The organism is Rheinheimera muenzenbergensis, assembly GCF_036984005.1.
GTDB classification, from domain to species: Bacteria; Pseudomonadota; Gammaproteobacteria; order Enterobacterales; family Alteromonadaceae; genus Alishewanella; species Alishewanella muenzenbergensis.
Map to the genome: position 1 here is coordinate 201,511 of NZ_JALAAR010000007.1, position 21,366 is coordinate 222,876.

The following is a 21,366-nucleotide window of genomic DNA, read 5'->3' on the forward strand; positions in this document are numbered from 1 at the left end:
ACTAAACAGGTTGCCAACAGTGCTAATAAGCAGGAACTTAGCTGTGTTCACAGTCAGATTTTCCCAGATCAGCTTAAGTCAGCGGCGGCGTTGGCAGTGCTGTAGCATGCTTCTGGCAGCCGTTTCTGGCCGCGCTGATGCAACCCAACCCGATTACCATTTTGCCAATGCCAGCTTAGTTGTTGTGGTTTTGCTGGCGTGCTGCGTGGCGTTATTAGTGTTACTGGCAGTGGTGATTGTTAAATTTCGCCACACCGCAACAGCCCTGCGCGCCGAAATTGCCCGCCATGCCCAAACCGAGCTGCAGCTACTCGACAGCAATAAAGAATTACTGCAAATGGCTACCACCGATCAGTTAACCGGCTTATCTAACCGCCGTGCCATTTTGCAGCGGGCGCAAGCTGAAATCCGTCGGGCCAACCGGTATCACAAAGATTTGGCAGTACTGATGTTGGATATTGACCATTTTAAACAGGTAAATGATCAGTACGGCCATGCTACCGGCGATAAGGTGTTAATTGAGTTTGCCGGTTTATGTCTGCAAAGTATTCGCGAAACCGATTTAGCCGGTCGCTACGGTGGTGAGGAGTTTTTTATTCTGCTGCCGGAAATCGACTTAAAAACAGCGATTTTATCGGCTGACCGTATCAGAATAGCGGTGGCACAGCGGCCATTCTCCCTTAGTGATGGCAACAGTTTAACGGTTACCTGCAGCATTGGCATTGCCATGTATCAGCCCGAGCAGGACGATCTGGACAAACTGCTGTTGCGCGCCGATCAGGCGTTGTATCAGGCAAAGCGGCAGGGACGCAATCGCTGCTGTGTGCAGCATCATGGCTATACCGACAATTAAAAAATTGTCGCCTGTCATATTACTGCAATAAAAATGCAGCAAACTGCAGCTAACCCAAGATCGGATAACCGAGGAATGATGATGAAATTAAATACTCTTACCGCTGTGCTGTTAGCTGTTGGTGTGCTGAGCACGTCAGCTCAGGCTCAAAGTAGCCGTGATACTATTCAAATTGCCGGTTCATCAACAGTACTGCCCTTCTCGTCTGTTGTGGCTGAAGAGTTTGGTAATAATTTTGCCCAGTTCCGTACACCAGTGGTAGGGTCAGGCGGTTCATCAGGCGGTTTACGTCAGTTTTGCCAGGGTGTTGGCGCCAATACTATCGATATCGCTAACTCATCACGTAAAATCCGGCCAAATGAAGTTGAAGCCTGTAAAGCTAACGGCGTAAAAGAAATTATTGAAGTTAAAATTGGATATGACGGCATAGTGTTTGCGTCACGTACCGATGCGGCAGTGTTTAAATTAGAGCCACTGCATGTGTTTTTAGCGCAGGCAGCCCAGGTGCCACAAAACGGTGCAATGGTAACCAACCCATACACGCGCTGGAACCAAATCGACAAAAACCTGCCGGATCAGGAAATTTTGCTGGCGATTCCTGGTTCAAACCACGGTACCCGTGAAGTTTATGAAGAAAAAGCGGTGATCCCGGGTTGTAAATCACTGGCTGAAGTAAAAGCCATGGATAAAGATGCGGCCCATAAATTCTGTACCGCTATGCGTACCGACGGCAAAGTGGTAGAAATTGCCGGTGATTATACTGAAACACTGGCGCGGTTACAGGCACAGAAAGACGCTATCGGCGTATTTGGTTTAAGCTTCTATGAAGCCAACCGTGACCGTATTAAGGTTGCCACTATGTCTGGCGTAGAACCGAACCAGGATACCATTATCTCCGGTGAATACCCGGTATCGCGGCCACTGTTTATTTACGTTAAAGGTGCTCACATTGGCGTGATCCCGGGCTTGCAGGAATATGCTCAATTTCATGTCAGTGACACTATGTCAGGTTTTGGCAGTGTGCTGGAAAGCGCCGGCTTAATACCGTTGGCAGATGACGAGCGTGCTGAAATTCAGCAAGCTATCGCATCAAAAAAATCGCTGTAATTACAACGCTATAAACTAAAAGAACCCAGCAGGGTTCTTTTAGTTATATTGGGCTGTCATAAAAATGAAATATAAGCCGCTTACACTGCCAGCCTTAACTGGCGTAATGCTGCTTACGGAGTGACCATGAGTAACCTGTCGTTAATTGTAGTGCTGTTGATGTTGCTGGCTATGGGCTATCAGTTTGGTACCCGCCGCAGCCGCAACGTTGCTACAGTTAACCCTAATTTGCGTATGCATTCCAGGCCGCACCACTACGGTATGATGGTAGGGCTGTGGGCGGTTCTGCCAGCCTTTATGCTGCTGCTATTATGGCTGTGGCTGTCACCGGCAGTGATTAATGCGATGCTGGTTAGTGCTTTACCGGCCGATATTGCCAGCCAGAGTGCTGAGCAACTACGGGTGGTTTTACAGCGCATTAATAACCTGGCGAGTAATTTTGGTGTGGTAGCTGATGCTGAACAGTGGGAGCTTAACGCTGCTGAACAGCTAAACCAGCTTAAAGCCAACAGCGCCATAGTACTGACGGCGCTAATCGCGGTTATCGCAGCTGTTGGCATGTTACTTAGCCTGCAAAAAATCACCCCGTTGCTCAAAGCGCGTCATCAGGTCGAAAAAGTGGTGAAGGCGCTGCTGGTGTTGTGCTCGGCGGTGGCTATTCTGACCACTATTGGCATAGTGTTGTCGATGGTTGGCGAGACCATGAAGTTTTTCAGCTATATATCACCGACAGACTTCTTCTTTGGTACCACCTGGAACCCGCGTTTTTCTACGGTTGGTGTCGGCGAGCAAGGCAGTTTTGGCTTAGTACCGCTACTGTCGGGCACTATGTTGATTTCAGCGATTGCAATGCTGGTGGCTATTCCGCTGGGGTTAATGGTGGCAGTTTATCTGGCCGAGTACGCACCTTACCGGCTGCGTAATATTGCCAAGCCGGTGATTGAAGTGCTGGCCGGTATTCCTACCATAGTGTATGGCTTTTTTGCGCTGGTAACGGTAGGGCCGTTTTTACGTGATTTGGGTAATGCCGTCGGCCTGAGCATTAACGCGACCTCGGCACTTACTGCCGGTGTGGTGATGGGCATAATGATAATTCCGTTTATCTCTTCGTTGTCCGACGACATTATAACCCAGGTACCAAAATCGATGCGTGACGGCTCTTTGGGCCTTGGCGCGACTAAATCTGAAACGGTATTGAAAGTCGTGTTGCCGGCAGCCTTGCCTGGTATTGTCGGTGCGGTATTGCTGGCAGCCAGCCGTGCAATAGGTGAAACCATGATAGTGGTACTGGCTGCAGGTAACAGCCCGGCACTAACGGCTAACCCATTTGAAGCGGTATCAACGGTTACGGTAACAATCGTAAACCAGCTTACCGGTGACAACGATTTTTCCAGCCCGCAATCTCTGGTGGCCTTTGCCCTGGGATTAACGCTGTTTGTTATTACGCTGCTGTTAAACGTGATGGCGCTGGTAATAGTGCGTAAGTACCGCGAGCAATACGAGTAAAATATGACCATTATTGCAGAAAATCCGATTAAAGCTGTGGCACCACCGTCGCAGGTACAGCAAAAAGTTATAGCCTCGCTGCAAAAGCGCCATCGCAAAGAACGTTTGTTCCGCAGCCTGGGCTTAAGCGCGGTGCTGATCAGCCTGGCGCTGGTGGCCGTGCTGTTTATTAATATATTCGCTAAGGGTCTGCCGGCATTCTGGCAGTCGGCCATTACGCTGGATATTTATTTTGACCCTAAGATTATTAAGGTTGAAGAAAAACCGGTACAGCAGGCAGGCGAGTCTGACAATGACTTTCGCCAGCGTGATCTGGCCTGGCAAACCCAGCTGGGCTTTATTAACTTTAACCGTCTGATCACCGACAGCCTGCAGCAAATCTTGCCCGATGCCAGCAAACACCGGCGCGATCTGGCGCGGGTAGTCACCTCAGGTGAACGCTTTGCACTGCGCGATATGGTGGTGGCAGATCCAACTATTATTGGCCAAACCCGTACCTTGCACCTGCTAACTGATGCCAATATCGATGTTTGGTTAAAAGGCAATATTGACCGCAGCCTGCCCGATGAACAACAGCAGCTAAGCCCGAAAATGCGCGAATGGGTAGATAAACTGGCCGCAGACGGTGTGATAACAAGCCGCTTTAGTCTGGCATTGTTTATGAACCCTGACTCGCGCAGCTCGCTGGCATCCGCCGGTTTGGCCGGTGCCTTTATGGGCTCGTTTTATATGATGCTGGTGGTGATTTTACTGGCGGTGCCGATGGGGGTCGCGGCAGCGATTTATCTGGAAGAGTTTGCACCGCGTAACCGTATTACTGATTTGGTTGAGGTTAATATCAATAACCTGGCAGCAGTACCGTCAATAGTGTTTGGTTTGCTGGGTGCCTCGGTACTAATTGGCTGGTTTAATCTGCCAATGTCGGCACCGATAGTGGGTGGTTTGGTGTTATCGCTTATGACATTGCCAACGGTGATTATTGCCACCCGCTCGACTCTTAAAGCTATACCGCCGTCAATTCGCCAGGCCGCACTGGGGCTGGGCGCGTCGAAAATGCAGGCGATATTTCACCATGTATTACCGCTGGCGATACCCGGCATTTTAACCGGTGCTATTTTAGGCGTAGCTCAGGCACTGGGTGAGACAGCACCACTGCTATTGATTGGCATGAAGTCTTTTGTTGCGTCTGTGCCAGCGTCGCCGTTTGAGCAGGCGACGGCATTGCCGGTGCAAATTTACCTGTGGCAGGGCAATGAGCTGCGTAATTTCTTTGAAGCCCGTACCTCAGCAGCCATTATCGTGCTGCTACTGATGATGCTAAGCCTGAACGGCCTGGCTATCTGGTTGCGGAAAAAATACGAGAAACGCTGGTAGGCGCAGCCGGTAACAGCCGCTGCAAGGTGTAGTAACAGTTTTAGTTTTTAGCTAACGGATAAACGCATGACAAACACAGTTCCGGTAAAAATCAGTGCCAAAGACGTCAAAGTATTCTACGGCGAAAATGAAGCGCTGCATGGCATCAGCATGGACGTGTATCAGAATGAAGTGATTTCTTTTATCGGCCCGTCTGGCTGCGGTAAATCAACATTTTTACGTTGTATGAACCGGATGAACGATACCATAGAGCATTGCCGCGTAACCGGCAGCATTACCCTGGACGGTCGCGATATTCATGAGCCGGCGCTGGACGTCGTGCAATTGCGGGCCCAGGTTGGCATGGTGTTTCAAAAGCCAAACCCGTTCCCGAAGTCGATTTATGAAAATATCGCCTATGGCCCGCGCTTACATGGCCTGGCCGAGCGTAAAGCCGATTTAGACGATATCGTTGAGTCCAGCCTGCGCCGCGCTGGCTTGTGGAATGAAGTAAAAGACCGGCTGGATCAACCCGGTACCGGTTTATCCGGCGGCCAGCAACAGCGGCTGTGTATTGCCCGCAGTATTGCGGTAAGCCCCGAGGTGATCCTGATGGATGAACCCTGCTCGGCACTGGACCCTATTGCTACCTCGATTATTGAAGAGCTGATTGACGAGCTAAAGCAGAATTTCACTATTGTTATCGTCACCCACAATATGCAGCAGGCGGCGCGGGTATCTGATCGCACAGCGTTTTTCCATTTAGGCAATCTGATTGAAATTGGTAACACCAACGATGTGTTTACCAATCCGCAGCAAAAACGCACCGAAGACTATATTACCGGTCGTTATGGTTAAGTTTGCCCAACCTAAATTCGCAGGAGCACGGCGTTATGCCAAACAGTAAGATTGGTGGCCATTATTCGCAGGCCTATGATGCAGAGTTACAACAGGCAGTAGACCGCCTGATGCAAATGGCAGCGCTGACACAGCAACAGCTAAGCGATGCTCTGGCTGCTTTTGCCAGTGGCGATGTGGCGCTGGCGCAACAGGTCAAAGATTTTGATCGCAAAGTTAATAGCTTTGAAGTGGATATTGATGAGCATTGCCTGGACATTCTGGCGAGGCGCCAGCCTGCCGCCAGCGACTTACGCCTGGTATTGTCGGTGTTAAAAAGCGTAAACGACATTGAGCGGGTAGGTGATTTAGCCAAACGCATTGCCAAAGCCCTGTTAAAAGGCGCCGAGTACGGCCGTCCCAGCCAGGCTCAGCTCGACGCCTTGTCGGTGATGGCGCAGAAGGTACAGCAAATGCTGCAGCGTGCGCTGGAAGCCTTTAAACAGATAGATGCGCAGGCAGCACTGCATGTACTGCGCGAAGATAAAGCCATTGACGACGATTATGCGCAGATTATTGCCCATAGCCTAAGCAGCATGAAGCATGATGCGCAGCAAATAGGCGTGAGTTTGCAGGTGTCTAACGTGGCCAAAGCACTGGAACGGGTTGGCGATCATAGCCGCAATATTTGCCAGCATGCTATTTTTCTGGCCCGCGGCCGCAATGTGGCGCATTTAAGCGATGCTGAAGTTACCGAAGTGGTAGAGAAAAAGCCCTGATAGTTGTTACTGCTGGTTTTTTCTTCTTAAAAGGGCCATAGAGGCCCTTTTTTTGTTGTTGCAGAGCCAGTTAGCTGGCATTTGCCAAAATTTGATAAATACTTTGTTTCAGGCAATACAAGGATCCTTAGTCATAAAATCATCATGTTATAGTCGTAAAAATGTCATTTTGTCATTTTAGTGTCATAAATTATTCATAAGATAGCCGCCATCAACATTAGCGATGTCGAATCTGACCGCAACGACGCTCACTACAACACAGGTGCAAGGTATGAAAACAACAGTAGCAATTTTATCTACCACTCTGGCCGCCTTTGCCGTGCAGGCAGATCCGGTAACAGTGTATGGCCAGTTAAATGTGTCAGCACAATCCAGTGATGAAGGCGAAGGCCGCTTCTCTGAGCTGAAAAGCAACAGTTCGCGCTTTGGTTTAAAAGGCGACTACGAACTGGAAGGTGGCCTGAAGCTGGTGTATCAGCTGGAGTGGGGCGTAGATTTAGCCGATGTCGGCGATGGTGACAACATTACCTCGCGCAACCAGTATATTGGTTTGGCCGGTAGCTTTGGCGAAGTTCGTTTGGGCCGGCACGACACGGCATTAAAAGATGCTCAGGGTAAAATCGATCTGTTTAGTGATTACGAGGCTGACGTTAAAGCGCTGTGGAAAGGTGAAGTACGTGCCAGCGACTCAATTACTTATTACAGCCCCAGCTTTAACGGCTTTGGTGTGCAGCTGACTTATGTAATGGAAGATGCCGCCGATGCCGAAGATGCGTTTTCAGCGGCCGTGTATTACGGTGATGAAAATCTGAAGAACAGCAATTTTTATGCGGCGGTAGCGATGGATGCCGATGTTGCCGGTTACGACGCCATGCGGGTGCAGGCGCAGGGTAAAGTTGCCGGTTTTAAACTGGGCGCCATGTTTCATAGCCAGGAAAATATTGTCAGCGGCCTGGAGCAGGACGGCTGGTTGTTAAGCGCGGCTTACCCAATGGGTAAAACTGAACTGAAAGCCCAGTACCAGACACTGGAAGATGATGATGCAATCAGCTTAGGTGTAGATTACAAAGCCGGCAAAAATACCACCTTGTACGGCTGGTACAGCAGTTTTAACTTCGATACCACAGCGCCGGATCGTGACTATCTGGCTGTGGGTATTAAACATAAGTTTTAATACTGCCCACTTGTTAACAAGCGCCGGTCTGTGACCGGCGTTTTTTATTGCCGATAATTAAGTTTTTGAATTTACGTGGTAAATTTATTCAGCTTGCCAGGGCGGTTAAAATAACAGCAAAAAAACTTTAGTGCCACATTGACGTTTCCGCCGTTGTGTCTTAATTTATGAAAGCGCTTACATATTAACCGGCAGCACTAAAAAGGGTGCCAGCCGGCTGACAATGCTGATAACACGGGGCAAACAACATGGATAAATCTGCAAACCTGGCGCGCATAGCCTGCGCCAGTGTGCTTTCGCTGGCCTTGGCCGGTTGTGGCGGCGGCGCTGAGACTAAATCTGATTTTAATCAGGTTGACGTAACCCAGCCGGTCAGCGACTGGCAGTTGGTGTGGCAGGATGAATTTGATAGCAACAGTTTAGATGCGACTAAGTGGACGCATGAAGTCAACTGCAGCGGTGGTGGTAATAACGAAAAACAATGTTACACCGACAGCAGCGATAACGCTTATATCGCCGATGGTATGTTAAATATCGTTGCCCTGCCGGCACCGGAAGGTGCAGAAAAACCTTATACCTCAGCCCGGTTGGTTACCCGCAATAAGGCCGATTTTAAATATGGCCGCATTGAAATGCGTGCCCAGCTACCTTTTGGCCAGGGCAGCTGGCCGGCGTTCTGGATGATGCCAACCGACAGCGTCTATGGTGGCTGGCCAAGATCCGGCGAAATTGACATTATGGAAGCGGTAAACCTGAAAGTGGTGGGCGCTGACGGCGTAGCTGAAGCCAATGTACACGGTACTTTGCACTATGGTCGCGAGTGGCCGAACAATGCCAGCTCTGGCAAAGGCTACCTGTTGCCTGAGGGGGTAAACCCGGCCGATGATTTTCATACCTATGCGGTTGAATGGCAGCAAGGCGAAATACGCTGGTATGTCGATAACTATTTGTATGCTACTCAGCGCCAATCTGCGGTGCGTTATAACAGCCGGGGCGAACCTGTTGGTTTGGCGCATCGCGGCTGGTTTGCCGAGTATTTTGATCAGGGCAGTGGCGAGCTGAAAACACACTGGGACGCAGCGCCCTTTGATCAGGAGTTTTTCCTGATCCTGAACCTGGCGGTAGGCGGTAACTGGCCGGAAAATGTTAATAACCTCGGCATTGATGCTGCGGCTTTTGCCGACGGTCAGCGTTTTCAAATTGATTATGTGCGGGTTTATCAGTGTGCGGCCGATCCGGATACTGGCAAAGGCTGCGAAACGGTGCGCACCGGCTACGACAAGCCTGAAGATGCACTGGTCACCGGTGAAGCACCTATTCCGTCACCGCCATCAAGTGGTGTTGCGCAAAATTTAACTATCTTCGACGGTACACCTAATCCCGATTGGGCCGCCTGGGATTGCTGCGGTGGTTCGACACCGGCATTGGTAGCAGATGCCGATCGTGGCGATGTGTACGAATTCAGTGTGGGTGCTTCGCCAACGGTAAATGGTTTTGTTAGCCGCGCCGAATTTATTACCGATCCGGCCGGCCAGGCGAAGCCTTTTGATGCTTCGCCAATTGTTGCTACCGGCAGTATCAGTTTTGATATGCAGGTGGTGTCTGCACCGGCCAATGTTGAGGCGGTGTGGTTGTTTAAAACTGAAAGCACCGGCGCCTCTACCGCAGTAGAAATGCCGCTGAGTGCCAGCAGTGAAGGCGCTGCGCCGGTAACCGGCCAATGGCAGAGCTATACCTTTTCGCTACAAATGCTGGCCGATGCCGGCCTTGACGTTTCAGCCATAGATGTGGTGATGATTTTTCCGGCCTGGGGCGCCGGAGAGGGCGCGGTTTACCGGGTTGATAACGTGAAAATCAGTGCCGAGATCAGCTACCCGGAGCTGGTGTTATTTGCTGATCAGCAAAATCCGGACTGGCCAATGTGGGATTGCTGCGCCAGCTCCAGCCCGACCGAACAAACCGATGATGCCGCTCATGGCACAGTAGCTGAATTTACTATCGGCGCGACACCAACAGTGATGGGTTTTATTACCCGCTCAGCCAATGGTGGCAGTGATAAACCCTTTGATGCCACAGCTATTTTGGAGCAGGGCGTAATTCAGTTTGAAATGAAAGTGGTAAGCATGCCTTCAACGCCTGATGCTGCCTGGCTGTTTAAAGTAGAAGCTGACAACGCGGCCTCAGCGGTTGAGTTAAATCTGACCGCCAGCCTGGAAGGGGTGGCGCCGGTTGCGGGGCAATGGCAAAGCTACACCTTTCCGCTGGCCAGCCTGGCCGCGGCCGGTCTGGATGTGTCGGCGATAGATGTGGTCATGATTTTCCCGGCCTGGGGTGCCGGCGAAGGTGCCGTATACCGGGTTGATAATGCCAAAATTTATTTACCAGGGGCCAATCAGGGCTCGGGTTTAACCCTGTTCGCCGATGAAGCAGCGGAACAGTGGTCGATTTGGGACTGCTGTGGTGGCAGCACGCCAACAGTTGAGCAGGACGATGACAGCCACGGTGCCACTGCTCAGTTTGTCATCGGGGCTACGCCGACAGTCATGGGCTTTCTGGCTGCGGATGGCGTGTATTACGACGCTTCAGCGTTGCTGGAAAATGGTGTAGTGCAGTTTGAAATGAAAATTGTCAGCCCGCCAAATGATGCCGCGGCAGCCTGGCTATTTAAAATTGAAGCGAATGATGCCAGCAGCGCGGTGGAGTTAGCGCTAAGTAACAGCCAGCAAGGGCAAATGCCGGTTGTTGGGCAATGGCAAACATACACCTTTAGTTTGCAGGACCTGTTTAATGCTGGCCTGGATATCAGTGCCATTGATGTGCTGATGGTATTTCCGGCCTGGGGTGCGGGTAATGGCGCGGTATACCGCATAGACAATGTGGTGATTACGCAGCCATAAGCCAGATAACCGTATTTCGCATAGCAGACGCCGGGCACAGCTGTCCGGCAGGACATAACGAACAGAGCTTAGCAGGTCATTATGAAAAACCTAACCTTTACGAAGAACCGTCTGGCCAGCGCCATTGCCATGTTATTGGCCACCAGTCTGGTACAGGCGCAGGACAATAACGCGGCACAAAACGATGCTGCCGGCGAAGAAATAGAAGTGATCCAAGTTAGTGGTATTCGTGGCAGTTTAATCCGCTCGATGAACGTCAAACGCCAGGCCAGCGGCGTAGTGGATGCCATTTCCGCAGAAGAAATGGGTAAATTTCCCGATACCAACCTGGCAGAATCGCTGCAGCGGATAACCGGGGTCACTGTCAGCCGCGCCAATGGCGAAGGCAGCCAGATCACAGTGCGCGGTTTTGGCCCGGAGTTTAATCTTATTACCTTAAACGGCCGGCAAATGCCGGGTACCGGCAACAGCCGCTCATATAACCTGGAAAACCTGGCATCAGACGGTGTCAGTTCACTGGAAGTATATAAAACAGCGCGGGCCGAAAATCCCAGTGGTGGTTTAGGTGCTACGGTAAACATTATTACCGCCAAGCCGCTGCAGACACCGGGCCTGCGCTATTCGGTCTCGGCCAAAGGTATTTACGACACATCAAACAAGCAAAATGATGATGTTACGCCGGAAGTGTCAGCGTTGTTCAGCGATACCTTTGCAGATGATAAGTTTGGCGTGGCGTTGTCTTTGTCGCACCAGCAGCGTGATTTTCAACGCCAGGAAGCCAATATTCAGGGCTGGCAGTTCCAAACCAATAGCAACCTGCCTGATCTTGATGCCGCTATGGTTATCGACAACCGGCCGACCGATGCCGAGGGCAATAAGCAAGGGGTAGCGTTTTTCCCGAAAGATATGAACTACGGTATTGATGATGTTGAGCGCGAGCGCACTAACGGCCAGCTTACTTTGCAGTTTGCTCCGGTCGATAATTTTATTGCCTCGCTCGATTACACCGTATCGCAAGCCATTACCGGCGTAAACACCGTAGGCTGGGGGATCTGGAACGAATTTGGCGGCAATATTAACGCCTATGAACTGGACGCCAATGGCACTGCACTGTTTGCCGATATCAGCGGCAATGACGGCTCTTTTACCGCCAGCCGCAATACCACCGAAGTTAAAGCGCGCTCTGTCGGCTTAAATCTGGACTGGCAAATCAGTGCAGACTGGCACGTTAGCCTGGATTACCACGACTCAGACAATAAAGCCGATAATGGCGCGGATAAAGGTCTGGGCAGTGCCGGCCAGATCATTTTGGGCTCTGACAAGCTGATCAGCAAAATCTATGACTACCGTAGCGGTGAAATTCCGCAAGCCGCTATTTTGTGGCGCAACGGCAGTAATGAATTGCAACCCGGTGAAATTGATTCAAATTTCAGCCAATTTACCCATTCACCGGGTAAGTCGGCAGTTAAACAGCTGCAACTGGATACCGTTTGGTACAACTCGGTATTTGCTATACCGCTAACCAGCATTAAAGCCGGTTTTGCTGTAACCGACCAAACCATTAGCGGCTACAGTGCCTGGAGTGGCTTGCGTGGCGGCGCCGGTTTTAGCCCCAGTTTCACAGCTATCTTGCCCGATGGCATGTTTACCCGTCATAGCACCGCCGGCTTTTTAGATCAGTTTGCCGGCGGCGGCCTGAACATGGCGTCACCTTACTACTACAGCTATGACTTTGATGAAGCAGTGGCACGGCAGCAGGCTTATCTGACCGAAGCGCTGATGGGAGCCGATGCTTACGTGGTGGATGCCTATTTTGACGGTATCGACAGCGAAGGCTCTGTGCAGGAAGAAACCAGCAGTATTTACCTGCAATCCGACTGGCAGTTTGATATTGGCCGCTTGCCGGCGCAAATTAATGCCAGTGTACGTTACGAAGAAACCGATGTTACCAGTAATGTGCGGCAAAAAGTGCCAACCCAGGTGGTGTGGGCGTCGGCATCGGAGTGGATCACCCAGTATGAAGCCGGCGACGACACCTTTTTAGAAGTCACAGGTAAGCATGATGTGCTGCTACCGATGTTCGATTTCCGGGTCGAGTTAACTGATGATGTCGTCGCACGTTTTTCCTGGGGTAAAAGTATTGCCCGGGCGCCGCTGGGAGCTCTGGCTGGCGGCCGGGCATTAAGTGGCAGCCCGAAAATTGGCGCACGTACCGGCGCTGAAGGCAATACCAACCTGCAGCCGTTTGAATCAACCAACCTGGATCTCAGTCTGGAATATTACTACGGCGAAGGTAGCTATGCTTCGGTGGGTTACTTCAAAAAAGACGTGAAAAACTTCCTGTCTAACGAAACCGTAACCGTGCAGTACGATGAGCTAAAAGACATTTATCAGGGGCCGCGTTATTTGGCCGCCCAGCAGCAGCTGGTTGCTGCCGGCGACAGCAACCCTGACATAGGCGACATTTACCTGCAAATGCTGGCTAACGGCCATGGTAATGCCAATGGCGTGATAGAACCAGCCGCAGATGACCCGTTAATCAGCTGGCTGGTCACCCGGCCGTACAACAGCGAAGATAAATCGGTAGACGGTGTTGAACTGGCGCTGCAGCATCTGTTTGGCGACAGTGGTTTTGGTGTCGGCGTTAATGCCACCTTTGTCGATGGTGATGTAAAGTTTGACCCGCAAAGCTTGCAGGTGCAGTCGCCGCTAACCGGTTTAAGCGACTCAGCTAACCTGCAACTGTTTTACGAAGCCGATGGTTTGTCGGTTAAAGCCACTTATGCCTGGCGTGATAACTACCTGATTGGCATTGGCCAGGGCCAGGGCTCATCTGATGCTCCGCCGCAGTTTGGCCGCACTTTCGGCCAGTGGGACTTAAGCGTGAATTACGATATAAACGAAAACCTGACAGTCTTCTTTGAAGGTATCAACCTGAACAATGAAACTGAACGAGGCTATGGCCGCTTTAAAGAGCAGTTTTTGTTTGCCCGGCAATACGGTACCCGCTATGCACTGGGCGTGCGTTACACCTTTCAATAGCAGGCGAATGTAATGCAATAAAAAAGGCCTGCAAAATTGCAGGCCTTTGTATTAACAAAGCGGCTAGTACTTATATGAGAAGCTTAAACTGTAGTTTTGGCCTTCAACCCGTTTTTGCAGGATCTCGCCTTGCTGCAGAATTTCCACATCTTCGTCCAGCAGGTTTTTCAGCCCCAGCTTTAACGTCATGTTGTCCATTGGCGTATAGCTGTAGGTGAAGTCGAGCGAGTTGAACGGTTGTTCAAAGGCGTCGTCTTTATCGTTCACACCGGCAAAAGCAATGCGCTTACCAAACACGTTAAATGTTAAGGTAGCGTTGTGCTGGTTGTTGTCAGAGTCAAAGCCCAGCTGCAGGTTAGCCACGTACTTAGAGTGGCCGCTTAAGCTGCGCTCTAAATTGGTCAGGTTAGCGCCCGGGAAACGTTGAATGCTGATTTCAGACTCGCTAAGTGTCAGGTTACCAGCCAGGAAAAAGTTGTCGGCCAGCTTACCAAAGTCACCGCCAAACATGTCCAGTTGCTGCAGAAACTCCGCTTCAGCACCATAAACTTTGCCACTTTGCGCATTGCGGAACGACATTAACAGGTTGCCGTCCGAGCCGGACAATTCAATGGCTTCAATCGGGTTTTCTAAATCCTTATAGAATACACCGATGCTGTAGTTGCTATTGTCGTAGTACCATTCTAAGCGCACGTCAGCACTGCTGATGTCGGTGCTTTTCAGGCCGGCAAAACCGGTTACTTTGAAGTCGGTTAACGGGTCAACGTACAGTACCGGGGTAACTTCACGTAAGTCCGGCCGTACTACGGTTTTACTGTAACCAAAGCGTGCTTGTAAGTCGTCATTAACAAACCAGGTTAATGACAGTGCCGGGTAAAAACCGTCTTCCAGTAACACTGAATCGGTCACTTCGCCGCTAACATTGCCATCGGCACCCAGCGGTAGCGATACCTGTTTAAAGTCTTCATAACGCACGCCGACATTTAAGCGGAATTTGTAGTCGTAGTTGACTTCCAGCGCGGCGTAACCGGCATCGATCATCTGTGCGGCCAGGTAATCATCGGCCTGAGTGGTGACGTTAGAGATTTTAAAGCCGTTATCCGGATTTAAAATATTGCTGTCGGAGAAAATCTCCGAAAAGCTGCCGGCTAACTGTTGCAGGCTGTAGCCTACGGTATCAAAGTTAAAGCGGTCGGTCTGGGCATCACGGCTACGTTCAAAATAGCTGTAACCGCCACTAAAGGTCATTTCTGCTTTGCCCAGCGTCAGGGGTAACTTAGCGTTCCAGCTTAAGTTTTCCGTGTTGTCCTTCATATCGCTGAAACTGTAATTCACTGCATTCTGGTTACGACGCAGGAACGAGAACACAGAGCCATCGGCCTGGGTTTCGTTCAGGTAGCGGTATTCCACTTCACCTGGTGCATAGCGGCGTGCTTTGGCATCGGTATATTGCCAGTCTACGGCTAAATCCATCAGGTAAGGGAAGTTATGCTTACCACGCAACTGGTTGCTTAACATGCTGCGTTCTTCATAAGTAATGCTGGTGTCGGTATTAGAACGGTTGGTTTCGTTGATGGTTTCGATACTGTCGCCGTTTTTAATCTTAACTTCGTCTTTGGTATCGCGCAGATAAATGGTGGACGTTTCCAACCGGTGATCCACACCCAGCTCTAAACCAAAGTTCAGCATGCCAGACAGTTTAACCTGATGCTCAGTACCCTTAATATCGTCATAACGGTTAAGTGGTGTTAACGACTCGCCAGATACGGAGTAGTAGCGCTCTTGCTCGTCGATATTCTGTGTTGAGCGGTCATAGCTTAAACCGCTCATCACGCCAAACACTACGTTTTTAGCGATATCAAAGCGCGAGCCAAAAGATACGCTGCCATCAAAATCGGGCTTAACCGACGTGCGGCTAACATCAATATCGCGATTAAAGGCCGTGCCTAACTCACGAACTATGGTTTCTGCCTGTGCCAGATTACCGGCATTAATGCCACCTAAGGCTTCAGCGATATTAATCGGTGTCAGCACGCCATATTGTGCCTGGGCAGCGGCCAGTTCGGCCGATATAGCCCGGCTGCCATCGTCTTTGCCACGCCAGTCATCGCCGCCGCCGGCATATTCAAAGCCGTCGTCACTGTTCAGGCTGCTGTAACCGGTGCCGACCGACAGGTTAAAGGTGGTTTGCAGCGGAATAGCGGCGGTGCGGATATTTACATTACCGCCACCGAAGGCTGCAGGTAGCTCGGGCGAGTAGGCTTTTTGTACCACTAGACTTTCAATAATACCGGCCGGAAACATATCCAGCGGAATAACATTACGTGTTGGGTCCGGGCTGGGTACCATGGCACCGTTTAATAAGGTGCTGGAATAACGCTCACCCAAACCGCGTACATAAATAAACTTATCTTTTACCAGGGTTAAACCTGTTACCCGGCGCAGTGCGGTAGCGGCATTGCTGTCGCCGGCGCGGGATATTTGCTCCATGCCAAGCAGTTCGGCCACATAAGGTTGCTCGCGGCGCTCGGCCGCAGCAGAGGCAGCGGAGCTCATCAGACGGCCGGATACAGAAATGCGTTCTACTTCTTCTTCATTTTGGGCTGGTTGCGGCTGCGTTTCCTGCGCTACTGCACCCAGCGACGCCAGCGCGGTTGCCGTGCTAAGTGCCAGCAACACACTGCGGCCTACACGACTGAAATTAAACTTTTGCATGCTGCTCATCTGAACTTTGTCCTATCAGCTTTTACTGTTATATCTGCGTTGCATTGACTGATTTGCTTGCTGTGCAATGCTGTGAAATAAAAAACACTGCCAGGTAAAACCCGGCAGTGTTAGTTGCTGTTAGTCGTCTAAACCAACGGTCCAGCCTGCAGTCCAGTCATTGCCAGGTTTTACTGCACCGACAAAGTCAACGGCGTCGAAGAAGCTATCTGCCGTCATATCTTTTGGCGTAGTGGCATCGATAGTGAAGATGCCGTCCAGCACCGCTGCCTGATTGGCGGCTACGCTATTGCCGGCCTGGCCAAGGAACCATTGCTCTGTAGTAGTGCCGTTGCCCAGGTCGCCTTTAAATGGCTCTGCACAGGCGATTACCGAGTTTGTCATGGTTAATGAGCCAGCCGCTGCCAGCGCTTTGGTTTCTGCCGAGTCAAATTCCAGACATTCACCCATACCTTCAGGGCCGGTGATAACAAAGTTAGCCAGTTGGGCATTAGTACCGGCACGCAGCAAGACGCCTTCAGAATCGTCGTCGCCGTCAAAGGTGTTGCCGATAATGGTCATATTGGCGATTGTCGGGTTAGAGATTGGCAGGGCACCGAAGTTACCTGACTGGTTATCCGCTTCAATACCACGGTTGGCTTTAGCGCCATCTGCAGCGTGTTTTACCAGTACAAATTGCAGTTTACCGTTCCAGCCGTCTGCCCAGTCTACTGAGTCATCGCCGTTGGCGGTCAGTACTACGTTTTTACAGCTGACGCTACCGCCAAACATTTCGATACCGTCATCCACGTTCTGGTGTACCTGAATGTTTGAACACTTAGTACCTGAACCGACACCAGCAAAAGTAATACCGTTTAATTCGTTATCCGGGATAACTTCAAAACCGGCGTGTTTAACCACCACATAATTTAGCGTACCGCTGCTGTCAGCCGGGTTATTGCCGCCGTAGTTACCGGCATCGCCTTCAGCCGATACCTGACAGTTTGCCAAATCAGCCTGATCACACTTGTTGCTTGGCGCTTTGCCCAGCAATACTAAACCACCCCATTGACCGGCAGCGGTTGGTGAACCGATAACATCCTGTACTGACGTCATCACGATTGGATTAGCGGCAGTACCGTTGGCTTCAATTTTTGAACCACGGGTAACGACCAGGAAGTCGGCACCGGATTTGCCGAAAATGCGCACGCCAGGTTGTACTGTTAAGGTTGCTGCTGTGGTGTTGTCGATACCAACACGTACCCGGCCACTTAATACATAATCTGCGCCGGCAACCAGGGTAATGTTATCGGTGATATCACCGGTTAACTGACAGTTTAATTTACCGCTTAAGCTGTTTACTTCAGTAGTGCCAGACGGGCAGGCGGCCAAATCGTCTTCCGGGTGAATACCCACTGTCCAGCCAACTGTCCAGTCAGTAGTGCCATCAAAAGCACCAATGTAATCTACAGTGTCAAACCATGGGTCAACGTTATTAGCAACGTTATAACCGTTACCCAGTGCAGGTGAGTTAGGAGCTGGCACATAACCGCCTATCAGCGCATCGGTAATCATATTGCCAGGCTGTTGCATAAACCAGGCTTTAGCGTCCAGCGTCACGTTGCCATTGCCATCTACTGAGTTTTTAGTTGGCTCGGCACAATCGATAATAGAGTTACGGAAGACGATTTCACCGTTGCCGGCATTGGCAACAGATTCGTCAGAGTTAATTTCAAAACACTCACCCATACCTGATGGGCCAGTGATAACAAAGTTGTACAGCTCAGCAGCAGTACCCGCACGCAATAACACGCCTTCTGAGTCGTCTTCGCCGTCAAAGTTATTACCGACAATCGTCATGTTGGCAATTTGCGGTTTTGATACCGGCTCAGCAGTAAAGTTACCGGACTGGTTATCAGCCTCGATGCCGCGGTTGGCTTTGGTATCGTTCGGGTTGTGGCGCACTAAAACGTGCTGCATACGGCCAGTCCAGCCATCTGCCCAGTCCAGCGAGTCATCACGGTTGCCGGTTAACACCACGTATTTGGCATCAACAGTACCGCCGAAAAATTCAACGCCGTCATCCAGGTTGTTGTGCACCTGGATATATTCCACCGTAGTACCGCGACCAACACCGGCAAAAGTAATACCGTTTAATTCGTTATCCGGAATAACCTCAAAACCGGCGTAACGTACCTGTACATATTTCAGCGCGCCGCTGCTATCTTCGGCATCTGCACCGCCGTATGGGCCAGCTTCGCCTTCAGCTTCTACCTGACAGTTAGCTAAATCCGCCTGATCACATTTGTTAGTAGGTGCATTACCCAGTAATACCAGGCCACCCCATTCGGCCGCTGATTCGTCATCGGATAAGCCCAGCATGTCGTTAACTGACGTCATGATGATAGGATCGGCTGCAGTACCGATAGCCTGAATTTTTGAACCGCGGGCAACCACCAGATAGTCGGCTCCGCTCTTACCAAAAACGGTGGTACCCGGCTCTATGGTCAGGGTTGCGTTGTTGGCATTGTCGTTACCTACAGTGACCTTGCCGCTTAATGACCAGGCGATGTTTGCGGTTAAACGGACATCGCTGGTGATAGTGCCGGTAATCTCACATACTGTTTTGCTGACGCCAGCCAGGCTGTTGCCCTGCGTTGCAAAAGCCGGGCAGGCACTGGCTGGTGGTGGCGTCGGGTTACCGCCGCCATTATTGCCGCCATTGTCGTTGCCACCAGCGTTAACGACTAAGTCGCCACCACAGCCCGCCAGCATAAGGGCTGTTGCCACTGCGCTCAGTTTTATCAGTTTACCTAAAGCCATTACCATCTCTCCGTTGTGTTATTGTCGGTGGTGCTAAAAAGTTGCTTGCACCCTACAACGGGGACGTGACGCTTTTATTACAGTAATATGGCTGCAACATTACAGTTGCGCCGCCCTGTGCCGGCATGGACCTTAACGCTGTTGCTGTCAAAAAAAATTCATCTGAGTGTCATGCATCACCCTGGTGGCTTATGTTTAATTTTTGTTTTCAATGTTTAATAGTTGTATTTGTCATTTTGAAGTAAGCATGACTGCAAGCTGATTTGTTGCTTTCATAAAAGTGTCATAATGTGCGGTAATACTAGGCAGAGTAATCAGTTAACCGATACGGCCTTAGTGCCGCTATTTTTATGTGGTGAGAACAATGGCAAGAAAGATCCTGGTAGTGGAAGATGAAGCGCCAATCCGTGACATGTTGTGTTTTGTGCTGGAACAAAATGGTTATCAGGCGGTAACCGCTGAAGATTTTGAATCGGCGGTCAATGCCCTGGTTGAACCCTATCCGGATTTAGTGCTACTGGACTGGATGTTACCAGGCGGCAGCGGTATCCAAATCGCGAAGAAAATGAAGCAGCACGATTTGACCCGCAATATCCCGATTATTATGATCACCGCCCGCGGTGAAGAAGAAGACAAAGTACGCGGCCTGGAAGTGGGCGCAGATGACTATGTGACCAAGCCGTTTTCACCGAAAGAACTGATGGCACGCATCAAAGCGGTGATCCGCCGAGTGGCACCCACCAGCCTGGACGAAGTGATAGAAGTACAGGGTTTAAAGCTGGACCCGGTATCGCATCGGGTAATGGCATCGGATCAGGCGCTGGACATGGGGCCGACCGAGTTTCGTCTGCTGCATTTCTTTATGACGCACCCAGAGCGGGTATACAGCCGTGAGCAACTGCTGGATCATGTCTGGGGCACTAACGTCTATGTTGAAGATCGTACGGTAGATGTGCACATTCGCCGTTTACGTAAAGCGATTTCTCTGGCCGGTCATGATAGATTAGTGCAAACCGTACGGGGCTCCGGTTACCGTTTCTCTGCCAAGTAAAAGGTTAACACTTAGTCTATGCGCCAACTGTTATCAAAAAGGAAGGTTTATACCAAGCTGTTCCTTTTTTTCTGTTTTATTGCTGTGGTTGGCCTGATTTCCGACAGCCTGTTGCTGGCGTTGCTGATCTTTACCGTAGCGCTGTTGCTGTGGCATTACCATCATTTGTTTTTAATGGACAAATGGTTGTGGCGTGACCGCAAACTGTCGCCGCCAATCAGCGAAGGCATCTGGGGCCACCTGTTTGAAGGTATTTACTACCTGCAGCGACGCGACCGGCGTAAGCGCCGCGAGCTGCGCAATGTGGTACGGCGCTTTCGTGATGGTGCCGAAGCCCTGCCTGAAGCTGTAGTGGTGCTGCGCGATGACTGGAGCATTATCTGGAGTAACAAACTGGCGCAAATTTTGGTGGGGTTGCGCTGGCCGGCCGACGAAGGCCAGCGGCTGGATAACCTTATTCGCCATCCGGAATTTTTGCAGTACATCAAAGCGACTAAATTTGAGCAGCCGTTGGTGTTGGCCTCGCCGGTAAATGACCAACTGACGCTTGAGTTTAATATTATGCCCTATGGCATTGAGCAGTACTTACTGATTGTGCGTGACATTACCCAGCTAAAACAGCTGGAGCAAATCCGCAAAGACTTTGTCGCCAACGTATCGCATGAGCTGCGTACGCCGCTTACCGTGTTGCAGGGCTATCTGGAAGTTATGGACGACGAACACCTGCCGGATAAAGCCATGTGGAAAAAAGCCCACAATGTCATGCTGGACCAAACCAAACGCATGGATGCTTTAGTGCAGCAGTTGCTAACCTTATCGCGTATTGAAGCCTCGGCCCGGGTGCAGTTTGACGACGAGGTAGATGTACCGCTGATGCTGGCGCAGCTGGAGCAGGAAGCGCAAACCGTAAACCGTGACAAGCAACATAAGCTGGTGTTTGACATAGATCCGTCATTAAAAGTGACCGGTGTGACTGAAGAGCTGCGCAGTGCTTTTTCTAATCTGGTGGTTAACGCCATTAAGTACACGCAAAATGGCGGCGATATTCATATCAGCTGGCAACGCCAGCATTTAAAAGCCGTGTTTGCTGTTAACGATAACGGCCCCGGCATAGCGCCGCAGCATGTTAAACGCTTAACCGAGCGCTTTTACCGGGTAGACGAAGGGTAATACACCCATTTTTAATTGACGCTGAAAGTAGAAGGTTGCGTTATTAAAGCCTGTTTGTATTTCGGTGGTAT

Annotated in this window: 13 protein-coding genes; 11 read left to right on the forward strand and 2 right to left on the reverse strand. The window is 50.7% G+C overall.

Translation table 11 applies throughout. From position 1 onward, the window contains the following. Positions 1-106 precede the first annotated feature (106 nt). The 9 genes from MN202_RS10340 to MN202_RS10380 all read left to right on the forward strand — a co-directional run bounded on the left by MN202_RS10340 (position 107) and on the right by MN202_RS10380 (position 13,548). Positions 107-853: a GGDEF domain-containing protein gene (locus MN202_RS10340; protein ID WP_335736040.1), complete on the forward strand. Its 747-nt coding sequence runs from the start codon at positions 107-109 to the stop codon at positions 851-853. Between the two features lie 81 nt (positions 854-934). Further along, positions 935-1,960 (forward strand): substrate-binding domain-containing protein, encoded by a 1,026-nt coding sequence (locus MN202_RS10345; RefSeq protein ID WP_335736041.1) that lies wholly within the window; start codon positions 935-937, stop codon positions 1,958-1,960. Positions 1,961-2,086: 126 nt separating this feature from the next. Continuing rightward, positions 2,087-3,466, forward strand: a complete 1,380-nt coding sequence (gene pstC / locus MN202_RS10350) for a phosphate ABC transporter permease subunit PstC (protein ID WP_335736042.1) — start codon at positions 2,087-2,089, stop codon at positions 3,464-3,466. A gap of 3 nt (positions 3,467-3,469) precedes the next feature. Continuing rightward, complete coding sequence (pstA, locus tag MN202_RS10355) at positions 3,470-4,840, forward strand: phosphate ABC transporter permease PstA (RefSeq protein WP_335736043.1); 1,371 nt, start codon at positions 3,470-3,472, stop codon at positions 4,838-4,840. Between the two features lie 66 nt (positions 4,841-4,906). Further along, the gene (gene pstB / locus MN202_RS10360; protein ID WP_335736044.1) at positions 4,907-5,677 is read left to right on the forward strand and encodes a phosphate ABC transporter ATP-binding protein PstB; all 771 of its coding nucleotides are present in this window, start codon (positions 4,907-4,909) and stop codon (positions 5,675-5,677) included. A gap of 35 nt (positions 5,678-5,712) precedes the next feature. Next, positions 5,713-6,435, forward strand: coding sequence for a phosphate signaling complex protein PhoU (phoU, locus tag MN202_RS10365; protein ID WP_335736045.1), 723 nt, complete (start codon positions 5,713-5,715; stop codon positions 6,433-6,435). 271 nt (positions 6,436-6,706) lie between these two features. Further along, a complete protein-coding gene (locus tag MN202_RS10370; RefSeq protein WP_335736046.1) occupies positions 6,707-7,609 on the forward strand; it encodes a porin in 903 nt (300 codons plus the stop codon). Positions 7,610-7,857: 248 nt separating this feature from the next. Then, positions 7,858-10,506, forward strand: a complete 2,649-nt coding sequence (locus tag MN202_RS10375; protein ID WP_335736047.1) for a family 16 glycosylhydrolase — start codon at positions 7,858-7,860, stop codon at positions 10,504-10,506. 81 nt (positions 10,507-10,587) lie between these two features. Continuing rightward, positions 10,588-13,548 carry a TonB-dependent receptor gene (locus MN202_RS10380; RefSeq protein WP_335736048.1) on the forward strand — a complete coding sequence of 987 codons (2,961 nt, stop codon included), beginning with the start codon at positions 10,588-10,590 and terminating at the stop codon, positions 13,546-13,548. Between the two features lie 63 nt (positions 13,549-13,611). On the opposite strand, the gene MN202_RS10385 is transcribed toward MN202_RS10380, so the two are convergent. Then, on the reverse strand, positions 13,612-16,263 hold the full coding sequence (locus tag MN202_RS10385; RefSeq protein ID WP_335736049.1) for a TonB-dependent receptor domain-containing protein: 2,652 nt from the start codon (positions 16,261-16,263) through the stop codon (positions 13,612-13,614). Between the two features lie 129 nt (positions 16,264-16,392). After that, positions 16,393-19,074, reverse strand: coding sequence for a hypothetical protein (locus MN202_RS10390; protein WP_335736050.1), 2,682 nt, complete (start codon positions 19,072-19,074; stop codon positions 16,393-16,395). A 364-nt stretch (positions 19,075-19,438) separates the two neighbouring features. Here MN202_RS10390 and phoB point away from each other — a divergent pair, with 364 nt between their 5' ends. Both phoB and phoR read left to right on the forward strand, forming a co-directional pair. Next, positions 19,439-20,125, forward strand: a complete 687-nt coding sequence (phoB, locus tag MN202_RS10395) for a phosphate regulon transcriptional regulator PhoB (RefSeq protein WP_335736051.1) — start codon at positions 19,439-19,441, stop codon at positions 20,123-20,125. A gap of 18 nt (positions 20,126-20,143) precedes the next feature. Beyond that, positions 20,144-21,295 carry a phosphate regulon sensor histidine kinase PhoR gene (phoR, locus tag MN202_RS10400; protein WP_335736052.1) on the forward strand — a complete coding sequence of 384 codons (1,152 nt, stop codon included), beginning with the start codon at positions 20,144-20,146 and terminating at the stop codon, positions 21,293-21,295. Positions 21,296-21,366 lie beyond the last annotated feature (71 nt).